28 protein-coding genes are annotated in these 26,615 nt (G+C 32.4%); 16 read left to right on the top strand and 12 right to left on the bottom strand.

Annotated elements, in window-relative coordinates:
• Positions 1–131 precede the first annotated feature (131 nt).
• Together U5A88_RS06255 and U5A88_RS06260 are read left to right on the top strand one after the other, a co-directional pair.
• Positions 132–2,159: a M13 family metallopeptidase gene (locus tag U5A88_RS06255; protein ID WP_354204751.1), complete on the top strand. Its 2,028-nt coding sequence runs from the start codon at positions 132–134 to the stop codon at positions 2,157–2,159.
• A 28-nt stretch (positions 2,160–2,187) separates the two neighbouring features.
• Positions 2,188–2,598, top strand: coding sequence for a nuclear transport factor 2 family protein (locus tag U5A88_RS06260; RefSeq protein WP_354204752.1), 411 nt, complete (start codon positions 2,188–2,190; stop codon positions 2,596–2,598).
• Positions 2,599–2,679: 81 nt separating this feature from the next.
• Here U5A88_RS06260 and U5A88_RS06265 read toward each other — a convergent pair whose 3' ends face one another.
• Positions 2,680–3,399 carry an arylesterase gene (locus U5A88_RS06265; RefSeq protein WP_354204754.1) on the bottom strand — a complete coding sequence of 240 codons (720 nt, stop codon included), beginning with the start codon at positions 3,397–3,399 and terminating at the stop codon, positions 2,680–2,682.
• A gap of 48 nt (positions 3,400–3,447) precedes the next feature.
• Between U5A88_RS06265 and U5A88_RS06270 the strand changes: the two genes are divergently transcribed.
• The 3 genes from U5A88_RS06270 (at position 3,448) to U5A88_RS06280 (ending at position 7,026) form a co-directional block, all read left to right on the top strand.
• A complete protein-coding gene (locus U5A88_RS06270) occupies positions 3,448–4,140 on the top strand; it encodes an ABC transporter ATP-binding protein (protein WP_354204756.1) in 693 nt (230 codons plus the stop codon).
• A gap of 44 nt (positions 4,141–4,184) precedes the next feature.
• Positions 4,185–6,680, top strand: coding sequence for an ABC transporter permease (locus tag U5A88_RS06275; RefSeq protein ID WP_354208151.1), 2,496 nt, complete (start codon positions 4,185–4,187; stop codon positions 6,678–6,680).
• Positions 6,681–6,834: 154 nt separating this feature from the next.
• Positions 6,835–7,026, top strand: a complete 192-nt coding sequence (locus U5A88_RS06280) for a cold-shock protein (protein WP_354204758.1) — start codon at positions 6,835–6,837, stop codon at positions 7,024–7,026.
• A 155-nt stretch (positions 7,027–7,181) separates the two neighbouring features.
• Here U5A88_RS06280 and U5A88_RS06285 read toward each other — a convergent pair whose 3' ends face one another.
• The 6 genes from U5A88_RS06285 to U5A88_RS06310 form a co-directional block, all read right to left on the bottom strand.
• On the bottom strand, positions 7,182–7,910 hold the full coding sequence (locus U5A88_RS06285) for a head GIN domain-containing protein (protein WP_354204760.1): 729 nt from the start codon (positions 7,908–7,910) through the stop codon (positions 7,182–7,184).
• A 64-nt stretch (positions 7,911–7,974) separates the two neighbouring features.
• A complete protein-coding gene (locus U5A88_RS06290) occupies positions 7,975–8,142 on the bottom strand; it encodes a hypothetical protein (RefSeq protein ID WP_354204762.1) in 168 nt (55 codons plus the stop codon).
• Positions 8,139–8,792: a hypothetical protein gene (locus tag U5A88_RS06295; protein WP_354204764.1), complete on the bottom strand. Its 654-nt coding sequence runs from the start codon at positions 8,790–8,792 to the stop codon at positions 8,139–8,141. Before U5A88_RS06295 ends, U5A88_RS06290 begins: the two co-directional genes overlap by 4 nt.
• Before the next feature lie 148 nt (positions 8,793–8,940).
• Positions 8,941–10,026, bottom strand: coding sequence for a DUF4097 family beta strand repeat-containing protein (locus tag U5A88_RS06300; protein ID WP_354204766.1), 1,086 nt, complete (start codon positions 10,024–10,026; stop codon positions 8,941–8,943).
• Positions 10,010–10,558 carry a hypothetical protein gene (locus U5A88_RS06305; protein ID WP_354204768.1) on the bottom strand — a complete coding sequence of 183 codons (549 nt, stop codon included), beginning with the start codon at positions 10,556–10,558 and terminating at the stop codon, positions 10,010–10,012. Before U5A88_RS06305 ends, U5A88_RS06300 begins: the two co-directional genes overlap by 17 nt.
• A complete protein-coding gene (locus U5A88_RS06310) occupies positions 10,558–11,097 on the bottom strand; it encodes an RNA polymerase sigma factor (protein ID WP_354204769.1) in 540 nt (179 codons plus the stop codon). The genes U5A88_RS06305 and U5A88_RS06310 overlap by 1 nt, the downstream gene beginning before the upstream one ends.
• A gap of 234 nt (positions 11,098–11,331) precedes the next feature.
• On the opposite strand from U5A88_RS06310, the gene U5A88_RS06315 reads away from it, so the two are divergent.
• The 3 genes from U5A88_RS06315 (at position 11,332) to U5A88_RS06325 (ending at position 13,197) form a co-directional block, all read left to right on the top strand.
• Positions 11,332–11,760: a nuclear transport factor 2 family protein gene (locus U5A88_RS06315; protein ID WP_354204771.1), complete on the top strand. Its 429-nt coding sequence runs from the start codon at positions 11,332–11,334 to the stop codon at positions 11,758–11,760.
• A gap of 323 nt (positions 11,761–12,083) precedes the next feature.
• Positions 12,084–12,440: a hypothetical protein gene (locus U5A88_RS06320; protein WP_354204773.1), complete on the top strand. Its 357-nt coding sequence runs from the start codon at positions 12,084–12,086 to the stop codon at positions 12,438–12,440.
• Positions 12,441–12,555: 115 nt separating this feature from the next.
• Entirely contained in the window at positions 12,556–13,197 is a 642-nt protein-coding gene (locus U5A88_RS06325; protein WP_354204774.1) for a 7-cyano-7-deazaguanine synthase, read from the top strand.
• Positions 13,198–13,244: 47 nt separating this feature from the next.
• Here the strand turns inward: U5A88_RS06325 and U5A88_RS06330 are convergent, their stop codons facing one another.
• Together U5A88_RS06330 and U5A88_RS06335 are read right to left on the bottom strand one after the other, a co-directional pair.
• Positions 13,245–14,072 carry a hypothetical protein gene (locus U5A88_RS06330; RefSeq protein WP_354204776.1) on the bottom strand — a complete coding sequence of 276 codons (828 nt, stop codon included), beginning with the start codon at positions 14,070–14,072 and terminating at the stop codon, positions 13,245–13,247.
• Complete coding sequence (locus tag U5A88_RS06335; RefSeq protein ID WP_354204777.1) at positions 14,069–14,404, bottom strand: hypothetical protein; 336 nt, start codon at positions 14,402–14,404, stop codon at positions 14,069–14,071. Before U5A88_RS06335 ends, U5A88_RS06330 begins: the two co-directional genes overlap by 4 nt.
• Before the next feature lie 198 nt (positions 14,405–14,602).
• Between U5A88_RS06335 and U5A88_RS06340 the strand changes: the two genes are divergently transcribed.
• The 6 genes from U5A88_RS06340 to U5A88_RS06365 all read left to right on the top strand — a co-directional run bounded on the left by U5A88_RS06340 (position 14,603) and on the right by U5A88_RS06365 (position 20,939).
• A complete protein-coding gene (locus tag U5A88_RS06340; RefSeq protein ID WP_354204779.1) occupies positions 14,603–15,448 on the top strand; it encodes a DNA adenine methylase in 846 nt (281 codons plus the stop codon).
• Positions 15,449–15,454: 6 nt separating this feature from the next.
• Complete coding sequence (locus tag U5A88_RS06345) at positions 15,455–16,624, top strand: metallophosphoesterase family protein (RefSeq protein WP_354204781.1); 1,170 nt, start codon at positions 15,455–15,457, stop codon at positions 16,622–16,624.
• A 2-nt stretch (positions 16,625–16,626) separates the two neighbouring features.
• The gene (locus tag U5A88_RS06350) at positions 16,627–18,402 is read left to right on the top strand and encodes an ORC-CDC6 family AAA ATPase (protein WP_354204783.1); all 1,776 of its coding nucleotides are present in this window, start codon (positions 16,627–16,629) and stop codon (positions 18,400–18,402) included.
• A gap of 8 nt (positions 18,403–18,410) precedes the next feature.
• Positions 18,411–19,325, top strand: a complete 915-nt coding sequence (locus U5A88_RS06355; RefSeq protein WP_354204785.1) for a hypothetical protein — start codon at positions 18,411–18,413, stop codon at positions 19,323–19,325.
• 41 nt (positions 19,326–19,366) lie between these two features.
• A complete protein-coding gene (locus U5A88_RS06360) occupies positions 19,367–19,600 on the top strand; it encodes a hypothetical protein (protein WP_354204787.1) in 234 nt (77 codons plus the stop codon).
• Positions 19,601–19,937: 337 nt separating this feature from the next.
• Positions 19,938–20,939: a DUF4097 family beta strand repeat-containing protein gene (locus tag U5A88_RS06365; protein ID WP_354204789.1), complete on the top strand. Its 1,002-nt coding sequence runs from the start codon at positions 19,938–19,940 to the stop codon at positions 20,937–20,939.
• A gap of 4 nt (positions 20,940–20,943) precedes the next feature.
• Here U5A88_RS06365 and U5A88_RS06370 read toward each other — a convergent pair whose 3' ends face one another.
• Together U5A88_RS06370 and U5A88_RS06375 are read right to left on the bottom strand one after the other, a co-directional pair.
• Complete coding sequence (locus U5A88_RS06370; RefSeq protein WP_354204791.1) at positions 20,944–22,059, bottom strand: ABC transporter permease; 1,116 nt, start codon at positions 22,057–22,059, stop codon at positions 20,944–20,946.
• A gap of 31 nt (positions 22,060–22,090) precedes the next feature.
• Positions 22,091–23,011, bottom strand: coding sequence for an ABC transporter ATP-binding protein (locus U5A88_RS06375; protein WP_354204793.1), 921 nt, complete (start codon positions 23,009–23,011; stop codon positions 22,091–22,093).
• Between the two features lie 412 nt (positions 23,012–23,423).
• Here U5A88_RS06375 and U5A88_RS06380 point away from each other — a divergent pair, with 412 nt between their 5' ends.
• Positions 23,424–24,539, top strand: a complete 1,116-nt coding sequence (locus U5A88_RS06380) for a hypothetical protein (RefSeq protein WP_354204795.1) — start codon at positions 23,424–23,426, stop codon at positions 24,537–24,539.
• Entirely contained in the window at positions 24,530–25,612 is a 1,083-nt protein-coding gene (locus U5A88_RS06385) for an Ig-like domain-containing protein (RefSeq protein WP_354204796.1), read from the top strand. Before U5A88_RS06380 ends, U5A88_RS06385 begins: the two co-directional genes overlap by 10 nt.
• A gap of 178 nt (positions 25,613–25,790) precedes the next feature.
• On the opposite strand, the gene U5A88_RS06390 is transcribed toward U5A88_RS06385, so the two are convergent.
• On the bottom strand, positions 25,791–26,615 hold the full coding sequence (locus U5A88_RS06390) for a 3'(2'),5'-bisphosphate nucleotidase CysQ family protein (protein WP_354204798.1): 825 nt from the start codon (positions 26,613–26,615) through the stop codon (positions 25,791–25,793).

The raw sequence follows: 26,615 nt of genomic DNA on the forward strand, positions 1-26,615 counted from the left end.
ATAAATAATATATCTTTGAGAAAACTAAACGCAAGCTACCATGACACGAGCATGCTAAAACTATTATTGCCTAACGGAATGATTAATAGCGAACTGCATGTGTCCATTAAAAAACAATAAATATAAAACACATGAAACAGCTATGCTACTTCTCATTGATTCTATTTGTATTCCTTTCTTGTAAAAACGATACGAACAGTGATAAACAAAAGGCACAAAAAATTGAACCTATAGTTTTTAACGATATTGACAGCACTATAAGACCTGGAGATGATTTCTTTAATCACGTCAATAAAAATTGGATGGAAAAAGCTGTAATTGCTGATGACCAAGTTGGAGTGGGAGCGTACCGTTTTTTAAATATTCCACAACAAGAATTGCTTAAAAATATTTTAGAAGAAGTATCGCAACAAGAACATCCCAAAGGTAGTATTGAACAACTGGTTGGTGACTTTTATGCCTCTGGTATGGACACCATTAGCATAAACGAACGTGGTAGCAAACCCATACAACCAATTTTAGATAGAATAGACGCCATTGATAATGTAGCATCCCTTACTGAATTTGTAGCTACGCAAATAAAGTCTGGAGATTATTCAATGTTTAGTCCCTATATTTCTCCGGATCAGGAGAATAGTGCTCTAAATATTTTACATTTCTCTCAAACGGGATTGGGGTTACCAGATCGTGATTATTATTTTAAAGATGATGTTTCCGTTAAACGGATTCAAGATGCCTATAAAACGTATTTAACCGCATTGTTTGAATTGGTAGGTGATGCAAATGCCAAAATGCAAGCTGATGTGGTTTATGAAATTGAAAAACAACTAGCACAATCACACAAAACGCGAATAGAACGAAGAGTAATCAAAGAGAATTACCATAAAATGGCGGTTTCCGAATTAAATAAGAAACAGCCAAATATCGGTTGGACTGCGATGCTAAAAAATTTAGGTACTGATGTAGATTCTGTAGATGTGAGACAGCCAGTCTATTACGAGAGACTAAACACCATGTTGACCGCTGTTCCTTTAGAACAATGGAAGTTGTATCTAAAAGCAAATTCAATCGGAAGTCATGACAATATTCTCAGTAAACCTTTTCAAGATGCAGCTTTTGAATATTCTAAAGTAATATCTGGTCAGTCTGTGCAACAATCACGTTCAAAACGAATGGTACGCCGCGTAGACCAGCAAATAGGCTTTGCTCTAGGACAATTATATGTAAAACGATATTTTAATGAAGATGCTAAAAAACGTGCTTTAGATTTGGTTAATAATTTTCAAAAAACATTAGAAAAACGTATTGATAATTTAGATTGGATGAGCGATAGCACAAAGGTAAAAGCAAAAGACAAACTTTATGCCATTAGCAAAAAAATTGGCTATCCTGATGTATGGAGAACCTATGATGCTTCTATAGCAAGAGATCAGTTTTTTGAAAATGTAGTTTCCTTAAGACAAGATAGTTATCTATACAGACTGAAACAATTAAATAAAGCACCAAACAGAGATGAATGGCATACCACACCCTCTACGGTGACGGCATATTACAACCCGTCATTAAATGAAATAGTTTTTCCAGCTGGTATTTTACAACCCCCTTATTTTGATTTGTACGCTGATGATGCTCTAAACTATGGAGGTATTGGTATGGTAATAGGTCATGAGTTTACACATGCTTTTGATGATCAAGGAGCACAATATGATAAAAATGGCAACGTGACTAATTGGTGGACAGAAGCTGATTACACGAAATTTAAAGCGAAAACACAGCAAATTGTTGATCAGTACAGTGCCTTTACCGTATTAGATAGCGTACATTTAAAGGGTGCATTAACGGTTGGTGAAAACACCGCTGACAATGGTGGTATCGCAATTGCCTATGATGCTTTTCAGTTAACAGAACAAGCCAAAGACACTACTAAAATTGGTGGCCATACACCAGATCAACGTTTCTTTTTGTCAATTGCCAATATTTGGCGTGTTAAAACCCGCGATGAATATTTACGGAACTATGTAGCTACTGATTCACATTCACCACCAATTTGGCGTGTAAATGGACCGTTAATGAATTTTACACCGTTTTATGAAGCTTTTGATGTTAAACCTGGTGAAGCCAATTATAAACCAGAAGAGGAGCGTATAAAAATTTGGTAAAAAGAAAGTTAAATTTAAAACTTATAAAATGAAAAAAGCAATTCTAGTTATCCTTGTCTTGTCAGGTATTCAAAACATAACGGCACAATCTGAAGATGCATTAATACGAGAAACCTTAACTAAATATATTGATGGTTCCACTGGAGGCCAACCCAAGTTGTTAAAAGAAGCTTTTCATCCTGATTTAAACTTGTATTATGTAAAAAATGATACTGTACGTACTTGGTCTGGCAATGCGTATATAGCCGATACCAAAGAAGGTAAGCCAACAGGAGAAACGGGTAAAATTCTTTCTATAGACTATACTAACGACGCCGCTATGGCTAAAGTTGAAATAGCATACCCCGGTAAGACACCCTATATCGACTATTTTATGCTATTGAAGACCAATGATAAGTGGACTATTGTTCATAAAATGTTTACCAAAAAAACCAAATAGCGTTCAAAAATGATTAAATAATAATTTTAAAATGTCATGCATTTCTGCGTGGAGGCTGAGCTAAATTTATTGGACACTTTTTTAATTAATTACCTTTTTCAGTAACTCCCAAACCGTATTCGCCACAATTTGATGACCCTCAGCGGTAGGGTGAATACCATCTTCTAAATTTAATTCAGATATACCACCCACATCTTTTAAAATAAATGGGATAAAGGGTAATTCATTATTCATAGCCAAATCTGAAAAAATAGTACGAAACTCAGCAGTATATTCCGGCCCCATATTCGGCGGAAGTTCCATTCCCGCCAAAATAATAGTAGCATCGGGTGCTTTTTTACGAACAGTATTTATAATATCCTGAAGGTTAGCCTTGGTTTCCTTTAAGGGAATGCCACGTAACCCGTCATTAGCACCTAACTCTAATACAAAAACATCAATATCTTGTTTTAATACCCATTCTATACGACTTTTACCACCCGCACTGGTTTCTCCACTTACGCCAGAATTAATAACCGTATAATTAAGCCCTAAAGAATCTATTGTAGATTGAATGATGCCGGGAAAAGCATCATTAACATCATCTAGTCCATAACCAGCGGTAAGGCTATCACCAAAAAACAGAATGGTCTTAGTATCCGTTACTGTAGCCTCATCGGTTTTAGTATTGGTGACTTCTTCCTGTTTAGTATCCTCTTTTTTTTCACCATCTCCGCGACAAGAGATAAGCAGTATTACAATAATAAAATAACAAAACTTTAAGAAAATTGGACTTAAGTAGCTATAAAAATTTGAAATCATTTGCTTATTTTGCGACTTATGCATTATGCTAGAATTTAATTAAAAAACATGTCAAAGATATTAAAGATAAACGAGCTTGAAAAAACATATACTAGCGGTTCTAAGAAAATAACTGTTTTACAGAATATCTCTTTTGAAATAGAAAAAGGAGACACTTTTTCAATTGTTGGCCCCTCGGGAAGTGGAAAAACTACATTGTTGGGCTTGTGTGCTGGTTTAGACCGTCCGGATGGAGGAACTGTAGAATTATGTGGTCAAAATATAACTGATTTAAATGAAGATGAACGGGCACAATTACGTAATAAAGAGGTAGGATTTATTTTTCAAAATTTTCAACTGTTACCCACTTTAACTGCCTTAGAGAATGTTATTGTTCCGTTAGAATTGCAAGGCATTAAGAATGCAGTAAAAATTGGAATGGAATTATTGGACAAAGTAGGGCTTTCTGATCGGTTTCATCATTACCCTTCGCAATTATCAGGTGGTGAACAACAGCGTGTAGCCTTGGCTAGGGCTTTTTCAAATAGGCCTTCTATCTTATTTGCAGATGAACCTACGGGTAACCTAGATGATGAAACGGGTGAAAAGGTGATACAGTTATTGTTTGAATTAAATAAGGATGCAGGTACAACCTTGGTGATTATCTCTCACGATTTGGAGCTGGCTAATAGAACGCAACAAATTTTAAGATTAAAAGGTGGAAAAGTTGTATCTAACGAAAGGGTAGTCGCAGTTAAATGAATAAATCTTCAACTTCAAAAGTAGGGTGGTCTTGGCTATTTAAAATGGCATGGAGAGATGGTAAGGCAAGTAGTTCAAGGCTGTTGCTTTTTATGGCTTCCATTGTTTTAGGTATCGCTGCGGTAGTTTCAATTCAACTATTTAGTCAAAATTTAAAAGATAATATAAAGTCGCAGTCTAAGACTATTATGGGTGCGGATTTTATTATTGATAGTAGACAAAAACCAAACGCCAAAGTACAATCTATTATTGACTCTTTCGACCCAGTTGCCTCTGAAGTGAATTTTTCTTCAATGGCTGCATTCCCCAAAAATGGTGAAAGTAAATTAGTGAAAGTACGAGGTATTGATGGAGAGTTTCCTCTTTACGGTGTTATTGAAACAGAGCCACTTGGTGCTGCTGCTACCTATCAGGTATCTGGAGGAGCATTGGTCGACGCTACCTTAATGTTACAATTTGATTTAACACCTGGTGATTCAATTAAATTAGGTAAACTGAGTTTACCTATTGTGGGTGCCTTAAATTCTATTCCTGGAGGCACGGCCATTTCATCTTCTGTAGCACCAACAATACTCATTCCATATCGGTTTATTGAAGCCACTGAATTGTTACAATTTGGAAGTCGTAAAGAATACCAATATTTTTTTATTGCTCCTCCCAATATGGATTTAGAACAACTAAATAAAAAACTCGATCCGATTTTAGATGCTGAAAATGCCGATTTAGATACACACACAGACACTAGCCAACGCATAGGACGTAGTTCAGATAACGTGAGTAAATTTTTGAATTTGGCAGCCTTTATTGCGTTGTTGCTCGGTTGTATTGGTATTGCCAGTTCTGTTCATATTTATATCAAAGAGAAATTGAGCAGTGTTGCCGTATTGAAATGTTTGGGAGCCTCGAGAAAACAGACTTTTTTAATCTTTTTACTACAAATTACTGGTATTGGGTTTTTAGGCGGACTATTGGGGACAGCTATTGGCATAGTGCTTCAACAGGCATTCCCATTGATTTTACAAGAGTTTTTGCCTTTTAAAGTAGAAATTTCAATAACGCCTCAGCCACTTATTATGGGCGTTTTACTTGGCATATTAATGTCCGTTTTATTCGCTTTATTACCATTACTTGGTACATGGTATGTTTCTCCGTTAGAAGTATTACGTGTAAGTCAAAAAAACGATAGTAAGCCTATAAAAGCAAGGGCAATTACCTTTGTGGGTATCATCCTATTTATCTATTTGTTTTCTTTTTGGTTGTTGAAAGACCCCGTCTTTGCTCTGGCATTTGTGTTAGGTATTGCCGTCACTTTTTCAATTTTGGCAGGTATTTCCGTTCTGTTTATGAAGGCCATAAAAAAGTATTTTCCTAAAACTTGGGGATTTACAGCTCGTCAAAGTCTGTTGAATCTTTATCGCCCTAATAATCAAACCATGGTATTAATTTTGGCTATTGGTTTAGGTACATTCTTAATCAGTACCTTATATTTTACCAAAGATATTTTATTGGCAAAAACCGCGTTGGAAAAAAGTGAAGAGAATCCTAATATTATTTTGTTAGATGTTCAACCCAACCAGAGAGAGGCGGTTGCTAATAATGTAATGCAAAAAGAGTTGAAGGTACTTGACAATATCTCACTTATTACCATGCGAATGCATAGTATTAAAGGAAAATTGGCCAATGATATCAGGAAAGATAGTACTTCAAAAGTTAGTGAATGGGTATTGAATCATGAGTTTAGAACTACCTATCGAGATTCTCTGATTGCATCAGAAGAACTCTTAAGAGGTGAGTGGGTACCTGAATTAAAGTCGGGTGACCCTATAGTGATTTCGCTCTCTGAAGACCTAGCTCAAAGGGCACAAGTAGATGTTGGCGATCAAATTGTTTTTAATGTACAGGGCGTTTTGATGGAAACCACGGTGGGGAGCATTCGGAAAGTAGATTGGGCACGTATGCAAATGAATTTTACTGTAGTTTTCCCAAAAGGGGTATTGGAAAATGCTCCACAATTCCATGTCTTAACCACACATGTACCTGATGATGCCAGTGCAGCGTTGTTACAACGCGATTTGGTGAAAAAATTTCCAACAATTTCAGTGGTAGATTTGCGACAATTGTACTCAGTAGTGGAAAACATTCTGGATAAAATTTCTTGGGTAATCAATTTTATGGCCTTCTTTAGCATCCTTACTGGTATTATTGTGCTTATTGGTTCTGTACGAACCAGTAAACAACAACGCATTAAAGAGAGTGTACTATTGAGGACCATGGGAGCCAAGAGCAAACAGATTTTACAAATAACGGCATTTGAATATTTATATTTAGGCATACTCGGCAGCCTGATCGGAATTTTATTATCTTTACTTGGCAGTCAAATCTTAGCCACGTTGTTATTTAAGGAGCCTTTTGTGCCTTCGGCTATTCCATTTTTAGTGTTTTTACCTGGTATTACTGGGTTGGTTTTATTGATTGGCTTAAGCAATATTAGAAGTGTTCTAAATAGTCCGCCATTGGAGGTGTTACGGAAGGAAAGCTAGTCTATTTTCAACATAAGAAAAAATGTATGCTTGTGAGCAGAATTATCGTCCTTTATGTACGATATATGAAAAGAAGTCAATTAATATATTGTAAGTCAAAAATATAGCACCATCTTTGTAGCTCAACATATTATTATAATTTAATTACATTACAATGAGTAAAGGTACAGTAAAGTTTTTCAATGAGTCTAAAGGATTTGGATTTATAACAGAAGAAGGAGTAGAAAAAGATCATTTTGTCCATGTTTCTGGATTAATAGACGAAATTAACGAAGGCGACAACGTTGAGTTTGAATTACAAGAAGGCAACAAAGGATTAAATGCGGTTAACGTAAAGGTCATCTAAAAAATAAACTTCAAGTTATCTAAAAGCCCATCTATGTAGATGGGCTTTTTTTTTGCTCAAATTTTGAAAGTTATTTTTGTCATTGAATTGGATAAAGTTGAGTATTTAGTTTTGGATACTAAATTCGCTAAATGAGTTTTAGTTTAAATTTGTAATTAATCAGTTTTTATAATTCTTGAATCTGAAATTAGACGTTGACGTGTAATTGAGGCATTACCTTTGTAATATAAGTCGCAATCTGCCACAGCATCCACGTCTATAGTCCCAGTTACCGTTAAATATGCATCACAATCTGCTGCCATTTTTATTTTTAAATTTGTTACCTCCAAATCATAATTTAGAAGTTTAGAATCTGCTGATAGATTGGCATCCAAATTCTTGACTGTACCAAATAAATCTATTCTGGTATCTGCGGCCCCTCTAAGGTCCATATCTTCAACATTTACTTCACCTGAAAAGTCACTATCTGCTGATAGCTTTATACTTACATCTTCAGCAACCAAAGGATTTTCCAATGTAATCTTAGAATCTGCGGAAGCAGAAAAACTGGTTATAGATTTTGTAGTAATATAAACATTCAAGGTTTCTTTTCCCTTTATGTTAATATTATTTTTAAGCTTAATAATTAATGTATTATCGCTCTTTTTAGCAATAATATGTTGGTGCAATTTATCGTTGGCTTCAATTTCAATACGCTCTTCGGTATCAGAAAAAGTGACATAAGCATTAAAATCATGTGAAATTTCAATTTCAGAATAATCCGATAAACTAATGCTTTTAGTGGTGACCTCATCATCTACCGTAATTCCTATGGTTTCCACGGTGCATGATGTTAATATGAGGCTTAAAAGAGCTAGTATTAAAAATGATCTATTTGTTTTCATGGTAATAGTGTTTATAAGTGAAGTTTTTGATTTTAAAAAATTTGTTTTAGTAATGAACAATTGCCTATTTATTCATGTCATGTTTTAGTTCTAAGATTGGAACCCATTGAAAATTTATAGGATACCATTTGTCAATATTTTTATCAATTTTAATTGAGACTTGATTGTTATAAGAAAATACATATTGTGTATTCAGAATTTTGCTTCTTTCTTCTAGACTCTTTTTTCTCATGATTTTCGTTTTTTATATCTATTTCTACCCATATTAAAAACTCCAATTTTAACTCCTATACCAGCTGAAAATCCATTAATTCTAGATAATGAATATTCAGGTTTAAAATTCACTCTACTAGAAAAGCGATACTTAACTCCTGCTTCAAGTTGAATATACCTATTGATATTATAAAGTATATTTGCACCAGGCTCTACAACAAAAACAGGATCCCAATCATCATCATTTATAGTACTATCGTCATCTATATCACCTTCTAATAATCCGACGGCCCCACCACCAATAAGCAAAGGAAACGAGATATTCACCTTTGATTTGCTAAACACTATAGGCTCTAAGTGTAAGCCTCCATAGGCACCAACCAAATCCCTATCATTAATAGAAAGTCCTTGTTTATTGGTGTCAGAATAAAATCCAGTACCTACAAAACCAATTTCGAATTGTTGATTAGCTACATAAGCCACTTTAAAACTAGATAAATAGGTATCTGCTTTTTTTAGTTGGCCATAATGAAAGCCTAATCCCATATAGACACCATGCACAGTATTGTTACGATCGTTAAACTCTATATAATCATCAGACTCTTGTGCGTTTATACTATATGAAGCACTAAAAAGTAGTAGAAGAAAAGTAATTTTAATTTGTTTCATGATATTTTATGTTAATTAAGTTATTATAAAGACAAGCTAAAAAATGATAGGTTGCATTAAATTATTTTATTTTAAAAAAATAGTTGGGCAGTTACTCATTAGAAAATAGGAAAGTCTTACACAGTATGACGCTATTTCTATGCTGAGGCTAAAATTCTTTTAAAAGAATGGCACCTTTTTTTCCGGTAAAAGAAAATGTTCCGTTACGCAATTTTCCATAAGATGCATTAATCTTCCGAATCTTTTTACCTTTATCAATAACATTAGATTTAATATTAGAAAATGACTTTGGTAACCGTAGTAAACCTTCTTCTAAAGTAGCATCAAAATTAAAAGAGAGATTGGTTATATTCATGGTGACATCAGATGATTCTTGATGAATGGTCACTAAAGCATCTGCTTTATTTATTTTAGAAACCTTGAGGTCCGCAATTTTCAAGAATAAATCAATGTTACTATCAACAGTATCTAGCTGTACGTTAGAAAATTTAATAGTACCATGTATATTTTCAACATTTTCAATGGTAATTTCATCTTTACTAGAAATGAGTTCTAATGCATTTACTTTATTAAGTTCTATAGTTGCACCACTAGTTGTCAATGACAAATCTTGAGAATTCTCAATATCAATAGCACCATTTTTTAAGCTTATATTTCCATAAGCAATCGATTTTGTTCTCAGTTTTCCGAACTTCATATCAATATTGGCATTTGCAATAGATTGGTTTACCCATAAATCACCATGTTCTGTGTTGGCCTTTAATTTGCCTGTCCAGTTATCAATAATAATATCTCCAAATTTATTGGTAATATCAATTTCTGCTTTGCTCGGTAAATAAATGGTATAATTAATTTCAATATTACTTTTATCAAAGTCAAAAGGGTTTACTTTATTAAAATACCTTGAAAAGAGACTGGTGTTCTTTTTATTAATTTCAGAAACAACACTTACAAAATTATCAGCAGTTCTAAATTTAGGAACAATACGATTAATAAGATCTTGTGTATTTTCTTTTTTCTTGCTACTCGCCTTTATATCTATAGAGATAGCTATATTATTTTCTTCCCAGCCGGTAATAGTTACGTTACCGTATTTATTCTCTATGTGCAATTCACCAGCGTTAGTCATTTCAAAAGTTTTCTCAACTTCCTTGGTGATAGTTTCCTGAGAAAACAGCTGATAACTTGCTATCAGTAGTATAAGCAGCAGCTTATTTTTATAATGTATACCCATAATCGTCATTTATTTTTTCAGCGTTATTAATTTGCTCTAATAAGTTTTCTATAATTTCAATTCTCTTTTTATAATTAATTACAATGGCCTCTAATATGCGTTCTGAGTCCAAGTTTTTTTGAAGTTCTAACTTTAATACGTCATACTCTTGGTCTAACTCATCCATAAACAGTAAAAACTCATGCTTATCTTCTTCTGATAATTTCGAATTAGTATTAATAAGCTTTACCTGATGTGCCACTAATGCCTTATAATGCATATCTATATCGTTAAGCTCTTGCGAGGTAACGCTATTTTGTTGATTGTCAATTTTATCATTTGAAAAAAAGTTAATCACTGAAAACAATCCAATAGCAATCACAATGCTAGCCGCCACTTTTAGTATTCGTGAATTCCACAACTTTATAGTTTTGGGCTTTTTATCTAAATCGTCAAGCCTAGACTCAATAGTTGCCCAAAGTTTTGCTTTGTCTGCTTTATGCTCATCAAAGAAGTGCTTATTTTCTTTTATGTGTTTTTCGAAATTATCCATTATATTGTTTTTACAATTTCAATTAATTTTTTCTTAGCTCTATGGTATTGCGATTTTGAGGTTGATACTGAAATCTCTAATATTTCCGAAATTTCTATGTGGTCATATCCTTCAATCAAATAGAGGTTAATTATTTGTTGGTAACCCGGAGGTAACAACCGTATTCCTTTACTAATTTTTTTTATATCGGTTACAGGTGCATCTTCATTGGTTTCTTCTGTTATGCGATACATTTCATTTTCAATAGGCAATACTGGTATTCTTTTTAGCTTTAAATGATTAATACTTTTATTAACCACAATTCTTTTTAACCACGAACCAAAAGTACTTTCATATCTAAAAGACGATAGGTTCTTAAAGGCATCAACAAAACTATCTTGAACAACATCTTCAGCATCTTCTTTTATACGTACCATACGTAATCCCACATTGTACATAGCATCTACATATAGTTGGTATAACTTATATTGCGAGTTTCTATCTCCAATCTTGCTTTTTTCAACAAGTTCTTTATGGGTATATAAGATGTTGGTCTTCAATTAATTTTATTAGCTGTAATTCTATTTAAAATAGTTTTTATTTTTAAGCTACTACTATAGACAGCCTAAAATGGTAAGGGTTGCATTTAAATGACTAAAAAATAAAAGTATTGTTACAAAATGCTGGTTATTTAGATAACTAATTTATTATCAAATACTTTTCTATATTTGCTTCACTTCCTTTATCAGATTTAGGATATAACAATTTCTATTACTAATTTAAATACCTATAACATGAAAATCAACAAAATTTTAATGCTAGCGTTTCTCTTTTTTGTTACGCAACTAACTACTGCTCAAACAGAGTTACAAGAAATTACTTCAACCTTAATGGATTATATAGAAGGTACTGCCAACGGTGAACCTGACCGGGTAAAAAAGGCATTTCACCCTGACCTGAATCTTTATACGGTTGCTGGTGATAGTCTAAGGGTTTGGCATGGGCAAAATTATACAGGTGGTATAAAAAAAGGAAGAATAAGCAACCGTATTGGAAGAATAGTAGCTATTGATTATGAAAACAATGCCGCTAGTGCTAAGATTGAAATACTAATGCCTGATGCAAAAAGAAGATATACAGACTATTTGTTATTGCTAAAATACCAAGGTAGTTGGAAGATTATACATAAGTCATATACTTTTGTGAAGTATCCTGACGAATAACGTTTGAGTATTTAAACTAAAATATAGTTCAAAAGTTTGCAATAATAGCTTAAGCATATAATTCACTTTACATAAAAACCTATTTGAGATTTCTACAATCTTAAATAGGTTTTTTTAATGCTACAGTTTAAAAACTTACAATTTCAGTCTAAACCAACCTTAAATGTATTCTTTTCTCTTCTCAAAATCAATTTTCAATTGAAAATAAGGGAAAAATCCTCAAGAAAGTTCAGGAAAAACACCCTTAAAAAAAGGGGGAAAATCCTGTTGATTATTTGAAATTTTATTAGAAAACTTAATCATCAACTTAAAAATGTAACCTTATGCCTGAAGAAAAAGAAGAAAGTCAGATAATCCCTTGTAATGGAACAAAAACAAAAGATTGGTATTCTTGGATTAATCGTATGCCACCAAAACCAGATGATTTTCACGTAGTTGGCGAGGTCTTGGTTTCAAACCCAGGAGTCGAACCTATGCTCGTTCCCAAAGAGCCTCAAGGTACAAATCCTCAAACTTTATTACTTGATCTTTTTTTACATCAAAAACCTGGTGTCTGGCCTAGAATTATGGTTTGGAAACCAGTGAGATACGACAAGATGAGTAACGTGAATTATTCTAATGTAGAAGTTTTTTGTGATAATTCTATTCTTGCCAAAATGGAAGTTGAAGAAGTTCACTAAGTAAACGAAAGCTTATGAAATTATAAATGGAATACCTAAATAAAGGAAACTCTTTTATGTGAAGTATTTCCTAGTCAGAAATACTTAAAGAAGAAATTATACTAAATATTAAAAAATGGGAAAAGAATTTATATTAATGTCTGGGGGGTTGGATAGTACAACATTGGCATATCATTTAAAAAATGAAAAAAAAATTAATATCGAAGGGCTTTTTATGGATTATGGACAGCCAACTTCTTCGGAAGAATTAAAAACTGTAAGAGATATTGGAAATGATTTGCAAATAAATATAAGAAGGGTTGATTTAAGTACCATATGGAGTAATTTTGAGAACGAAGGTTTAGATCCATATGCTGCTGCATGCACTGAGACAGCAAATATTTTTGCTCCTATTTTGTTGGCTGCAACATTTGCATATGCCGCAGGTAGCACAAAACTTTATTCTGCATTTCATGCTACAGATGTCCAACTTTTTTCATCAACAGTTCCTGTATTAAAGTCTCAAGAAAAGATAATGGAAGAGGTTTCTAAAAAGAAAGGAGTTAATTTTCAATATGCTTTACCATTCATTAATTATTCTAAGGCTCAAGTAATTGAGATCGGACATTCGTTAAAAGTTCCTTTTGAAAAAACATTAACTTGCCTAAATAATGATAAAACAAGCGAAGGGCATTGCGGTGAATGTAATCCTTGTAAAACAAGGAGGAAAGCTTTTAAAGAGGCTAATATATTTGATAAAACTAATTATGCAAAATAATCTTAGTGATTAGCTAAGTTAAAAGATATTTATAATTTGATTGATAATTATTTAATAATATCCAATGCAATCACTAAACCATGCCATAATTTATTCTGGTAAACCCATTTCGAAGAGTCATTTCCAATAGCATTATCCCATCCAATGGCATAGCCCAAATTAAAATTATTAACTCCAACCATTATAAATGTGCCATAAGTAAAAGTTGCAGCTTTTCTATCAACTGATATACCAGGTGCACTTGATGCCGCTTTCAAATCAGTAGCACCTAAATTAAGTAAAAGCCCTCCGTTAATCGAATATTGATTTGTGTTCTTGCCCATAGTCTTTTCAGAAGGGTTAAACACATTTAAACTCAATTTAGCTACTGGTGCTAAACCGATATTAACACCGGTCTCTACTTGATTTGGAATCATGCTTCCGTTATCAACCCTTTTTCGAAATTTAAGTGGGATACTCAAAGTTTGCAAGGCTACTTGAAATTGAGAATATTTAAAACTTTCTTGATATTCAGAAAAATCCGTAATGGAACTTTCAGAAGTATAAATTGCATTATTCAGAGCAATTTTCTTAGCTTCCGATTTAACAACTTTAACAGTCTTTATTAATACTGAATTTTCACTTTTTAAAATATCTTTATTTTTGATTATCAGGTAATCCGTTTTATCACCTATTTTTGTTTTTATAGTTTTTAACACTTTATAAACGCGATACTCATCTTGGGGTCTAGGTTTAGTAATATCTATTGGTCCAGAATCTTGATTATCTACATATTGAAATACATAATTATCTTTTAATACTTTTTTTGTTGGAGAGCAACTGATAAAAAGTGAAGCTACAAATAACAATATTGTTTTTAGAAAAAATTTATTCATTTGATATTGGTGTTTAGTAAGAATTCATTGTTTAGAGTATCAAATTTTAACCTTTGTTTTGAAAGGATAGAGAGTAAAGCAGAAGTCCGTTCTGGACTTAATCTACTAGCCTTATATTCCGCTTCATTGCTTAATGAAATGATTATATATGCATTTGCTTGTGGATTAAAACGCATTTTGTATGCGACTACATCTTGAATATCAGAAAGGCCTTGGATATTACTAGGTTTGATTTGTTCAAAATGTATTTTTTCCTCACAACTTGTAGCTAGAAAAAGAATAACAATAAATAGAATAAAAGAAATTAATTTTTGAGGATTGCTGTTTTTCATAATAGAGTAAGGGGTTAATTAATTGTTCTACAAGTTATTACGATAATTTAGTGTAAGTCAACAGGGTTTTTCCCCTTTTTTGACGGGATTTTGCCTTAGATAATTTGGGTGTTTTTCCCTATTGACTTTTAGCTTTAAAAAGACTACATTTGTAAATTGTCGTTATAGGATTGTCGCTCTTTAACCCTTATTCTTTAAATGTCACAACCAAATCTCCAGTTAAAAGAAGAAAAAGTAGTATGTAAGCCTTTTTTAAGATGGACTGGGTCTAAGTCTTGGTTCGTTAAAAGTCTTTTGAAAGAATATTTACCAAAAAATTTCAATAATTACCACGAATGTTTCCTTGGAGGAGCTTCTGTTTTCTTTTCTCTACAACCTCAAAAAAAAGCTTATTTGTACGATACAAATACTGAATTGATAGAAACTTATATTCAACTAAGGGACAATTTAGATTTAGTAATTAAATCTTTGAAAAGATTAAAAAATACTGAAGAAGAATATTATAGAATTAGAAAAACTAATTCATTAACTCCTCATACACGTGCAGCTAAGTTTATTTATTTGAATAGATGTTCTTTTAATGGGATTTATAGAGTAAATAGGAGAGGTGAATATAATGTACCCTATGGTAAACGAAAAAATGTTGATATTGTTACTGAGGAAAATTTAAAATTAGTTAGCGAATCCTTGAAGGGAATTGAAATAATTAATCATGACTTTTCTTTGGTTTTAGAAAACTTGAAACCAAAGGATTTGGTTTTTCTTGACCCACCGTATACAGTTGCACATGAGCATAATGGTTTCATTGAATATAATCAAAACTTATTCTCTTTGGATGATCAAAAACGATTGGCAGAATTAACCAAAGAAATAGATAAAAAAGGAGCTTATTTTATATTAACTAATGCAGCTCATAAAACCATTCGAAATATTTATCATGGAGTAGGTAAAATTAGAAAAGTTGAAAGATATAGTAAAGTAGGCGGTAGAGCAAAAACTAGAGGAATGTTCAATGAATTTATAATTACTAATATTTTTAATTAATTTCGATTGGAAAATTTAAGTATAACAGTAATTAGTGATTTGCATTGTCATCCTACGGAAGACGGAATTGATGATACTTATCTAAAAACAGACTTACTAAGAACACCATCCGCAGAACATCCTGTTGAAAGTGTTGTTCAGCTCATAAAAGAAAATAATATCACTAGTGATTTGACTTTATGCCCTGGAGATTTTACGAATAAATCGAATAAGCAAGGTTTTATATCTGGTTGGGAATTTTCACTTGAAATACACAAGGCATTAAATGGAAAAGAAATAATAGCAACCTTAGGTAATCATGACATTGATTCTTTTGGGGTTATTTCAGATTATTGTTTTGAAGTTGCTAGAGGTATAAAGAAAGGCTTTCCTATTAAAGATGAAAATCTTCTTGATACTTTCTGGTCGAAGGGTAGTGTTTTTATTGAAGGTGAGAATTATAGAGTATTAGCGATAAATAGTTCTCATTTTCACTACACCAAGAGTACCTCTGAATATGGTAAGGTTGGTGATGAGACTTTGGAATATATTGAATCATATCTTTCAAAAATAGAAGATTCAAAAATTACAATTGCACTATCACATCATCATCCTGTAGATCATTCAAGGCTAAAACTGGGAGAAAAGGATAAAATAGTTAATGGTAACGAATTATTGGAAATAATAGGAAAGTATAAATTTGATTTATTTATTCATGGTCATAAACATGACCCTTTACTGAGATACCATACATGTTATAGTAATAATCATAAAATACCCATATTATCAGCTGGAAGTTTTTCCGCAACATCTAATATTACTTTTTCTGGACAAAGAAATACTTTCCATAAAATAGATATAATTAAAGATAATGGTATTGTAAAGGGAACAATTCAAACGTGGACATTTCTACCTAGAAGTGGATGGAAAGTAAGGTATGACGATGAAGGTTTTCATTCACATACCGGGTTCGGTTTTAGTGGGAAGGTTGAAGAGTTAGCTCTTAAAATTATTAATGAAGTTGGTTCTAGTCATTTAATGAAATGGATAGATATTATTCAAAAATTTCCTGAGGTTAAATATTTAATACCAACGGAAGCTATCGAATTTTCAAAAATAATTAATGAGAAGGGATTGAGATTGGATGAAAAGATTTGGCAAAATCCTGAAGTTATTAGTAATACAAATTTAATCTAAAGATGTCAGATATATTCTATAGCACATACAATGCAAGACATTTAGCACCTAGTGAAGTTGCTGAAACTTTTATTTGGTCGGAAAATTTTGAAAAACTAATACAGAATAATCATTCCATAGTATTAGGTGCTAGGGGCTGTGGGAAAACGACTTTGATGAAGATGTTGACTCTTCCAGCTTTGCATAATTGGAAGATAGATAGTCGTGCAGAATACGTAAAAAACAATATTCCTTTTTACGCTATTTATGTTTCAACTGATATTTATTGGAATGTGAAAAATTTAACTTATGGATCTCAATTAGAAAAATATGGTAAATTTTCAGAAAAGTTATCTCATTTTGCGGTTAGTAGTAATGTATTCACTTCATTATGTGATACGTTTATGAATATTATTTCTTTTGATTTATTAAATAAAGATGAAAATAAAGAAATAGAATTAAGCTTAGAGTTAATCAGGACTTGGAAGTTACACAATGTAATCCCAAAGTTAAAATTTGTAAAAGAAGCCTTAAATGAAAGAATAGATGAAGTTAACCAATTCATTCAAGAGGTAATATTTAATTATTCAGTAGATGATAAAATAGATTATCCAGAATATTATAATCTATCATTTGAAAGTTCTTTAGAGTCGATAATTCCAAAATTTCAACGCATTTATAATATCCCTAAAAATAAAAAATGGGCATTGTGCTTTGACGAGCTTGAATTTGCACCTTTATGGCTTCAAATGAGACTTTTCGCCTCTTTAAGAAGTCGAACTCAGTACATTTTATATAAATTAAGTGCAAGCCCAATATTACCTTCTGAACTTAAAAAAAATATTCTAACTCAATATGGGCCAACTGCAGGTAACGATGTCCGAATGATAAAAATGTGGAAATCCAAAGATGCGGAACAATTTTCAAAAAAAATAATAAGGTCATTATTATCAGATGACAGTGATTTAGCTCAGTTTTTTGGGTCTAACGAGATTTATAATAAAACTTCAAACACTTATGTAAAAGGAAGTAAATTTTACAATGAGATTATGGAGCTTACCAAAAAAGATCAATCATTTACGGATTTCTTAATTGATAAAGGCATTGATTTAGACAATATAGAATTTGATGATGAAGCTAAAAGAGATCAATTATTTAGAAAAATTAAACCAATTGTTTTTTTTAGAAATACTTTCATCAAAAGCAATAAAGATTCCATAATTTTAAATCGAAGTAGAAAAAGTGTTCCAGAACTTTATTTCGGAATTGAGGTACTTTCAAAAGTTTGTGAAGGCAATCCAAGATGGCTTAAAGGTATAATAACACAAATGTTGTCCCGAACTCAATATGAAAGGCCATCTAAAGCAATACAGTATGATGAATTATTTGAAGCTTCAGAAAGATTTAAGAATGTCATTTCTAATATCCCGGTAGGAGAAAATAAATTGACAATTTTTGATCTGATTGATAGAATAGGCAAATATTTTAATAATCAGATTCTTGGAAGTAAATTTTATATGGATCCTAAGGGAACAATTGAAGTAGATGATGAAATAACAAAAATATACCCAAAAATAATTGAGTTAATTGAGAAAGCTGTATCGCAAGGAGCATTGATATTGTTGGACACAAACGACGATTCTTTTGATTTTAAAATTGAAGGGCAAAGATTCAAACTATCATATTTATTTTCTATTCTTTATTCGTTACCTATAAGGAAATATAACAAAGTAAATCTTAATGAATGTATGAGTGGAATAGAGGGAGATAATTATAAACAATATTTATTATTCAAATAGTATCAGAGATGAATATTAAATACGGCAAACAGATTAATATAAATGAACTTACAAATAAGACTATTTCATTATACTTATTTGCTAGAAACCATGAAAGAAGAGTTTATACGGCTTATGAAAGGGTAAATAATTTAAATAAAATTTCGAAAGCAATTGGTTTTTGTTATAATGATTCTTTAAAGAAAAAAGGAAAGTATAAAGAAAGTATAGAGTATATTGAAATTTCTAACCATCAAGAAATCACAAATATCTTAGACATCGAACTATCTAAAATTGAGAGAAAGTCGACAATGCTCATAGTGGATTATTCCTGCATGACAAAGTCTTGGTATTATACTATTATCTTATACTTAAAGAAAAAAAGGTTAATCTGTGAAAATGTAATTGTAACTTTTATTTATACCCCTTCAAAATATAGTAAGCCTTTAGAGCCAAAACCAAATAAAGAAATAGCTCCATTACCAGGGAAATATATTGTACCTACTGATAAACCTAAGGCATTAATAGTTTGTCTTGGGTATGAACAGAGAAAAGCTGAAGGCATTATAGAGCATTTAGACCCCAAGGATTACTATATACTTTATACAAAACCAGCTCTAGACGATAGATTCGTATCTAAGATAGAAAAAAATAACTCGATAATTCTGAAAAAAAGTAAGAAAGTAATAACTTTCCCAATGGACAATTTGTTACTCTTAGAAAGAGAGTTAACATCTCTTTATTATCTTTTAAAAGACGAGTATAGTATAATTATTGCTCCATTAGGCCCTAAACCATTTACATTTATATCTATGTTAATGGCAATAAGGTATAAAGATATTGATATTTGGAGAGTAGGATCAGGTTCGGATATTAACGAGTACAGAAGAGAACCTTTGAGTAAAGATATGTTTATTATTAGTGAAGTAGTTTTCGAAAAATAAGATAAAACATGGTAGGGGAAAATTCTAGAATTTCATAAATTATGAATAAAAGGTATGAATACGATTCATCAATTTCTAAACTATTAGAAAGTGCAGAAATAGCCAAAGATGCTTTGTTAAAACATTTGCAGACTAAGGATAAGAAGGAAATTATTAATGAGGTGTTAAATATGGATAAAAATTCCTTAAAAAAATTAAATCAATGGGCCTTAGAGGGTGAAATATATGAGGTATGTGCTGCTTTAAAAGAAATTTTAAATAAAAAAGACGCATAAAAAGTTTAATATCTATGCAAAATTGACCTAATAGAATTTAAGTAAAAAATCTTCCTCCGTTGTGCTTCGGGGGACAAGTAGGAGAGAAGAGCATAATATTTTGTTTTTTTACCTTTAAAACCCTTTACAGACCAATACACCCCGTTTACAGATATAATTTAGTATTGCCATAGAAATGTGTACATTTAGTTTACACTATACTGTCCAAAAATTTTACACATTATACATTGCTAATATTTAAAAAAAGCGTAAGTTTTTGATTTTAAATGTATTGTATTTATGGCACATAATTAGATGCTACTAGATCAAATCAATAAAAACTCTAACAATTAGTATTATGAAAACTCAAATTAAACTAAAAGCATTTACAATGATTGCCATGCTAGTCATTTTACTTTCGTGCCAAGGCTTTGCACAAGATAACAAAGTACCTACCCTAACAAAAACTTTTGACCTCAATGAACCTGGTACATTGAATTCTAAATCATCCGGTGGTGGAATAGTAGTTAAAACCCACAATGAAAGTAGCGTAGTAGTTAAGGCATTCGTTCGAAAGAACGGAAAGGTTTTATCTTCAACTGACCCATTAGTAGATGATATCCTCGAAAAGTTTGACTTAGAAATTGAAAAAAATGGCTCCGTAATTAATGCGAATGCGGTTCGTAAATCAAATTTCAGTCGATTGAGAAATGTGGGTATTTACTTTACCATTATTGTCCCACGTGAAATGTCTTGTAATGTAACATCAAGTGGTGGTGGATTAAACATTGAGGGAGTGGAAGGAACACATAATTTTGTAAGTAGCGGTGGCTCTGTATTTTTAGAAAACACTTCAGGAACTACCAAGGCAAAGTCATCTGGTGGTAAGGTCGGAGCGAAAAATCACGATGGTGATATTCGCTTAACTTCTAGTGGCGGTAGTGTTACTTTAGATGAAGCTAATGGTAGTATTTACGCACGCAGTTCTGGCGGCGGCGTACGCCTTAAGAATATTCAAGGCGATGTGGATGCTAGTAGTAGTGGAGGCGGAGTTACTGTTTTGGGAGAATGTAATTCTGTGAAAGCAAAATCGAGTGGGGGATCGGTGCGTGTTAACATTAGCAATTTGAGTAAAGAATTGCACCTACAATCTAGTGGAGGTGGAGTTGATGCAATACTACAAAACGGTGATGAACTTGGACTTGACCTAGACTTGAGTTCGAGCTACGTTACTATTGAGTTAAAGAATTTCTCTGGCCAATCTAAAAAAAATCGTGTAAAAGGAACTATGAATGATGGCGGAATTCCTGTTTATATGAGAGCATCTGGTGGAAATGTTAAGGTGCGATACGAAAACTAGTAAATTACTCTATTGCAATGATATTCTTCTTAAATAATACTGTTGAAATCAACGTCATTCCCAAACCAATGGCTAATAGAATAGCCATTTTAGGAAGAATATCTAGCATAGGTAATTGTCTCCAAAAAATATCAAAGAATCCTTCAATTCCCCAATAGTTTACACTAATTACGGCAATTTTTTGCATAAATGCTGGCATCATGCTAATCGGAATCATACTTCCTCCAATTGCTGACATTAAAATGATAATAATGGTACTCATTCCTTGCAATTGTTGACGTGTTTTTACCGTAGATACTAAGAAAACTCCGAAACTGGACACTGCAAACGAGATACATAAAATCAATGCTATCAATGAGAATACATCCATAAAAATAGGTAACCCAAATGCCAACCAAGCAAAAACAAACATGGCAGTTAATTGTAAAATAGAAACCACCATGGCTGTTCCCATTTTTGCTAATAAAATGTGCAGTGGTTTTACTGGTGCAATTAACAAACGTTTTAAAGTTCCTGCTTCTTTTTCATCTAATAATCCGCCGCCAATGGCGGCAATACTGAACAGCAACATCATAATTGCTGTTCCTCCTACAGCTTGGACCAAACCAGGATGTGCTTTGGTAGAATTTTCTTTAATTATCGAAGTAGTTTTTAACTTCACAGTGTTCTGTACATCTCCTTTTCCTAAATGATGTTTGAACCCTTCTTTTAATACGGTATAAACAATTTGCATTTGTAAATCTCTAGCAGCGTCATATTTTAATTCTATAGGCAAATCTGTATCGGCCGTAACGGCGTCTGAAAACCCTTTTTCAAAAATTAAAACGGCTACATTTTTTCCCTTTCTAACAAGGTCTACCGCTTTCTCTTCTTCTGAAGCAATCAAACGAATGGTTTGCATGGCATTCAAATTTGCAATCAAATCTTTAGAAGCTGTTGTAGCATCTTTATCTACAACCAATACTCCTAATGGCTTAGGAGCACTTTTCTTTTTTCCAACACCACCAAAGGCAAAGGCAAACAGCGTAATCATAATAATTGGTAATAAAAAGGTAACGAGGATTCCTTTTTTGTCTGAGAAATATAATTTTAGGTCTTTTTTTAAAATAGAAATTATCATGGTTGTTGAATTTGGTTGTTTTTGTTGTTTATTAATCTCTTAGTTGTTTTCCTGTTAAGCTTAAAAAGATTGCTTCTAAGTTTACTTTGTTTAGTTGTATGTCTTTGATGGGTAATTGTAATTCATTACACGCGGTAATTACTTTTGAAAGTTCTTTTACTGTACTTTCAACCAATAATTTGTTGTTGGTTTGTGTCATTTTATTAGAAAGTAATTTTTTCAGTTGATTTACATTGCTTTCAGAAAGAAACTCAAACTCAAGTTGAATGCTTTCTTTTGTCTGCACCAATTCTTTCAATTCAGATTGTGTTCCCTGTGCGATAATTCTCCCGGAGTCCATAATTGCTATACGGTCACACAAACGCTCTACTTCTTCCATATAATGTGTGGTATAAACAATGGTCATCCCTTGTTTGTTCAAGGTTTCGATAACTTCAAAAATGTGATTTCTACTTTGAGGATCAATTCCTACAGTGGGTTCGTCCATAAACAAAACCTTCGGCTTGTGTAATAATGCTGCTGCAATATTTATTCTACGTTTCATGCCCCCAGAATACGTTTTAATTAAATCATTCTTTCGATCTGACAATCCAATTAAGGCTAAGGTATTGTGTATTCTTTCTTTTAATGTTTTGGAAGAAATTCCATATATCTCTCCCCAGAAGAGTAAATTCTGATACGCAGAAAGGTCTTCGTATAACGAGATTTCCTGGGGAACAACACCAATCAAATGTTTACATTCTTTTCTATTTTGCCTAGTATTTTTACCATCAATTTGAATAGTTCCAGCATCACTTTTTAAAATGGTACTCATCATATTCAGTGTGGTAGATTTTCCAGCTCCATTGGGACCTAAGAGTCCAAAAATTTCTCCTTTTTTAATAGTAAAACTGACATCACTTACTGCTTGTATGTTTTGAAACGATTTGGAAAGATTTTGTACTTGAATCATAATTGGTTTTTCATTTATTCTTCAAATGTCATGAAAGCATTGCCATTTATAAAAATGATTGTACTGAATTGTATTTTTTTAAGGATGAATTGTGTGTTACATGAAAATTATCGAGTTTTATCATCATTCATTTCAAAAATGTGAAAAGAATTATTCCATTAAATAAAAGTTAATTCGTTGTTAAATATTTGAAATCTATTGATTTAAGTAATACTTTTAAAAAAAATAACTAATCATGAAATGAGCATAAACAAATTTCATCATTGTATACCAACCAACATGATTAAATTTTTTATGCGAAATCAAAGATTCACGAACACAAAATAAATGATTTAAAAATTCGTGAGTAATTCCTGAATGTGCAGAAATTTTTAGTTTCTTCATTTTCAGCAAACTATAAAATTTTAAACAGATGAAAAAAATATTGTATCGTTTAATGCTCTGTGGTGTTGCCGTATTGACACTTTCAGCAATTAAAAAAACAGACAACTCCCTTACCGCAAATTTTATTGAAGGTGATACGCAAATCGCTTCAATTAATGCCTTAAGTTTTGGACCAGAAGGCATATTGTTTATTGGCGATTCTAAAAACGCTGCTATTTATGCTATTGATACCAAAGATGTTACAGCTAAGGAAAAGGCAGATGAAATAAATATGGGTGATTTTGATACTAAAATTGCTGCTTCATTAGGAACAACCGTTGATAATATCAAAATTACGGATATGGCTGTAAATCCTATTTCTAGAGCAATTTATTTTTCAGTTAATATAACTGACGGAACACCGGTTGTATTAAAATTAGATGGAGAAACTTTCGAAAATGTCTCACTAAAGAAAGCAAGTTATTCAAAAATTGAACTGAATGACGCCGTTGGAGTTGACGATAAAGACAATAGGGGTAGGGCATTACGGCATTGGGCTATTTCTGATATGATGTACCACAAAGGTAAAGTGATGATTTCTGGGTTATCTAACAAAGAATTTCGCTCTACGTTTAGAAGTATTCCATTTCCATTTACAGAAACTCAAGATTTTGCCTCCTTAGAAATTTGGCATGCCGCTCATGGTCGATTTGAAACCTATGCACCCATAAAAGCATTTAATGTTATTAATATAGAAGGTGAAGATCATTTGATAGCTGGTTATACTTGTACACCATTGGTATTGTTTCCCATAAAGGATTTAACAGGAAAAAAGCATATAAAAGGAAGAACAGTTGCTGAGCTTGGTGGCGGAAATTCTCCTTTAGATATGATTGTATTTGAAAAGGATGGAAAACCAAAGTTTTTTATGTCTAATTCCAGTCGGCCAATAATGCGTATAGATTATGACGATATTGTTAACTTTAAAGAATCGCTTACTGAAGAAGTTAAAGAATTTGCAGCAACAGATGGTGTAACCTATGATAATTTACCCTTTGTCTATGTAAAGCAAATGGACAATTTAGATAATGAAAATGTGGTTTTTCTTCATATTGATGGTCAAGGCGATTTGGTATTAAGAAGCAGATCAAAAAAATGGATGTAAACCGTTTTAACTATAATAAAAAGACCAAGTATAGCTTGGTCTTTTTTTGTTTTCTACTGGTTTTTGCTTGTGAACAACAACCAGAAATAACTAACCTTAACGTGAATTATAACGATGATAAGGCTATTGGAGTTTCCTTTGTCGCTGACAACAACCAAAAAAAATTTTCAATTCATTTAAAAGACAATGTAACACCAGTTTTAGGTAACTTTTCTTCAGAAAATAATACGCAAACATTCACACCAATTGTTCCGTTTTCAAATGGCGAAACGTATACCATTTTACGTGAAGAACATATACTTTCAAGTTTTACCATAAAACCTAAAAATAGGTCTACCTCGCCAGAAGTAGTAGCCATTTATCCAACAACAGGCGTAGTACCTGAAAACTTATTAAAAATGTATGTTGATTTTTCCAAACCCATGCAAGAAGTTGGAAACGTACTAGATTTTATAACCGTTTTTAATAAAACCACAAACAAAAAAGTGGATGTGTTTTTAGAATTAGAAACGGAATTATGGAATGCCAATCACACTCTGTTAACTTTATGGCTAGATCCGGGGCGAATTAAAAAAGAGTTGATTCCAAATAAAGAAAAAGGACTGCCCATTATGAATGGACATGTTTATGAAATTTCAGTCAATAAAAACTTTAGAGATGCTGACGGAAACGAGTTGAAACAAAGCTATACTAAAACGGTTACGGTTACGAACCGAGATGAAAACAAACCAAAAGTTGATGATTTTGAGATTCAAATCCCTACAACTAAAACTTCTCCTTTAATTATTCAATTTAACGAACCATTGGATGCTATGTTGCTGACAGAAGTGTTTACTATTTATAATAATAAGGATGAAAAGATAGAGGGCAACTATCAACTCCAAAACGAAGAAACTTCTGTAGCATTTACACCAACAAGAAACTGGAAATCCGATACATATAAGATTGAAATACAATCGAGGTTAGAAGATTTAGCAGGTAATAACCTCAATCGGCTGTTTGATGAGGACTTGTTAAATAAAGATAAATTAGAAGATTCACCTTTTAAGGAAATTTATTTTGTTATAAAATAGCGAATACAAAAAAATTGTATTCAGCCACTGGCTAAACCAACAATTCAAAATGTCCTATACTATTCTGCATGGAGCCTGACCCGAGTTTATCGAGGAGTTATTTTACTTTACTCACTGTTCTAATAATAATAAGATGATATGAGTACAATAGCCACAGCTCAGCAGCTAGTCCCAACAATTAGTACTTGAAATTTGAATAAAACACACCTCTATGATTCATAAAAGAATTCTTTTTTTTATTTAAATCCAATCTGCCGCCGTTAAAATCGGTAGCAGGAAGTCCCAATTCATTAAATAGACAAGCCGTAGCGGCATAGTCCCAGATACTTCCACCACCGTTTTCTTTTTTAGGCAGTTTTAACATACAAGCGGGTCCGTTTTCTAATACATAAATGGCATTTAAAACAGAGCCTGCTCCAGCAATTTCTTTGATACCATTCAGCTTTAATGCTGCTGCTTTTTTATGCAATATCTTTTCAATTTCGGCTGCACGTGGTGTGTCACTTAATTTTTTGTCGGAAACATAGGTTAGATGCGTGTTTATTGTGTTGATTACAAATGGTTTATTGTTTTTAAAGACACCTTTTCCTTTAATAGCATGATACACCGTATTTGTACTGGGATTATACACAACGCCAATGTATGGTGTACCGTCTTTTGCTATTAACGCAATGGACACAGAAAAACCGGGATGTTTGTTTATAAAAGCTAGGGTACCATCGATAGGGTCAATGCACCAAAAAAAATCTTTTTCAAACCGACCACCATCATCTTCGGTCTCTTCCGATAGCAGTGCGATATTAAACTGTTTACATGTAGGTAAAAGATGAGCAAGAATTTCTTTTTCGCATTTTAGATCTACTTCAGTGACCACTTGCGAGGCATAATTCGTCGTTGAATCTTTTAGTTGAACCGCAACATCATCATTCAGATGCTTAAGAATGATTTTACCTGCCGAAAGTGCTGCTTTTATGGCGATGGTACTCAGATGTGAAAAATCCAT

Source organism: Aureibaculum sp. 2308TA14-22, assembly GCF_040538665.1.
In the GTDB taxonomy this organism is placed as follows: Bacteria; Bacteroidota; Bacteroidia; order Flavobacteriales; family Flavobacteriaceae; genus Aureibaculum.

Excerpts from the sequence above, each read along its gene's own strand:
- U5A88_RS06255 (WP_354204751.1), top strand. The coding sequence starts at position 132 with ATGAAACAGCTATGCTACTTCTCATTGATTCTATTTGTATTCCTTTCT.
- U5A88_RS06260 (WP_354204752.1), top strand. The coding sequence starts at position 2,188 with ATGAAAAAAGCAATTCTAGTTATCCTTGTCTTGTCAGGTATTCAAAAC.
- U5A88_RS06265 (WP_354204754.1), bottom strand. The coding sequence starts at position 3,399 with ATGATTTCAAATTTTTATAGCTACTTAAGTCCAATTTTCTTAAAGTTT.
- U5A88_RS06270 (WP_354204756.1), top strand. The coding sequence starts at position 3,448 with ATGTCAAAGATATTAAAGATAAACGAGCTTGAAAAAACATATACTAGC.
- U5A88_RS06275 (WP_354208151.1), top strand. The coding sequence starts at position 4,185 with ATGGCATGGAGAGATGGTAAGGCAAGTAGTTCAAGGCTGTTGCTTTTT.
- U5A88_RS06280 (WP_354204758.1), top strand. The coding sequence starts at position 6,835 with ATGAGTAAAGGTACAGTAAAGTTTTTCAATGAGTCTAAAGGATTTGGA.
- U5A88_RS06285 (WP_354204760.1), bottom strand. The coding sequence starts at position 7,910 with ATGAAAACAAATAGATCATTTTTAATACTAGCTCTTTTAAGCCTCATA.
- U5A88_RS06290 (WP_354204762.1), bottom strand. The coding sequence starts at position 8,142 with ATGAGAAAAAAGAGTCTAGAAGAAAGAAGCAAAATTCTGAATACACAA.
- U5A88_RS06295 (WP_354204764.1), bottom strand. The coding sequence starts at position 8,792 with ATGAAACAAATTAAAATTACTTTTCTTCTACTACTTTTTAGTGCTTCA.
- U5A88_RS06300 (WP_354204766.1), bottom strand. The coding sequence starts at position 10,026 with ATGGGTATACATTATAAAAATAAGCTGCTGCTTATACTACTGATAGCA.
- U5A88_RS06305 (WP_354204768.1), bottom strand. The coding sequence starts at position 10,558 with ATGGATAATTTCGAAAAACACATAAAAGAAAATAAGCACTTCTTTGAT.
- U5A88_RS06315 (WP_354204771.1), top strand. The coding sequence starts at position 11,332 with ATGAAAATCAACAAAATTTTAATGCTAGCGTTTCTCTTTTTTGTTACG.
- U5A88_RS06320 (WP_354204773.1), top strand. The coding sequence starts at position 12,084 with ATGCCTGAAGAAAAAGAAGAAAGTCAGATAATCCCTTGTAATGGAACA.
- U5A88_RS06325 (WP_354204774.1), top strand. The coding sequence starts at position 12,556 with ATGGGAAAAGAATTTATATTAATGTCTGGGGGGTTGGATAGTACAACA.
- U5A88_RS06330 (WP_354204776.1), bottom strand. The coding sequence starts at position 14,072 with ATGAATAAATTTTTTCTAAAAACAATATTGTTATTTGTAGCTTCACTT.
- U5A88_RS06335 (WP_354204777.1), bottom strand. The coding sequence starts at position 14,404 with ATGAAAAACAGCAATCCTCAAAAATTAATTTCTTTTATTCTATTTATT.
- U5A88_RS06340 (WP_354204779.1), top strand. The coding sequence starts at position 14,603 with ATGTCACAACCAAATCTCCAGTTAAAAGAAGAAAAAGTAGTATGTAAG.
- U5A88_RS06350 (WP_354204783.1), top strand. The coding sequence starts at position 16,627 with ATGTCAGATATATTCTATAGCACATACAATGCAAGACATTTAGCACCT.
- U5A88_RS06355 (WP_354204785.1), top strand. The coding sequence starts at position 18,411 with ATGAATATTAAATACGGCAAACAGATTAATATAAATGAACTTACAAAT.
- U5A88_RS06360 (WP_354204787.1), top strand. The coding sequence starts at position 19,367 with ATGAATAAAAGGTATGAATACGATTCATCAATTTCTAAACTATTAGAA.
- U5A88_RS06365 (WP_354204789.1), top strand. The coding sequence starts at position 19,938 with ATGAAAACTCAAATTAAACTAAAAGCATTTACAATGATTGCCATGCTA.
- U5A88_RS06370 (WP_354204791.1), bottom strand. The coding sequence starts at position 22,059 with ATGATAATTTCTATTTTAAAAAAAGACCTAAAATTATATTTCTCAGAC.
- U5A88_RS06375 (WP_354204793.1), bottom strand. The coding sequence starts at position 23,011 with ATGATTCAAGTACAAAATCTTTCCAAATCGTTTCAAAACATACAAGCA.
- U5A88_RS06380 (WP_354204795.1), top strand. The coding sequence starts at position 23,424 with ATGAAAAAAATATTGTATCGTTTAATGCTCTGTGGTGTTGCCGTATTG.
- U5A88_RS06385 (WP_354204796.1), top strand. The coding sequence starts at position 24,530 with ATGGATGTAAACCGTTTTAACTATAATAAAAAGACCAAGTATAGCTTG.
- U5A88_RS06390 (WP_354204798.1), bottom strand. The coding sequence starts at position 26,615 with ATGGATTTTTCACATCTGAGTACCATCGCCATAAAAGCAGCACTTTCG.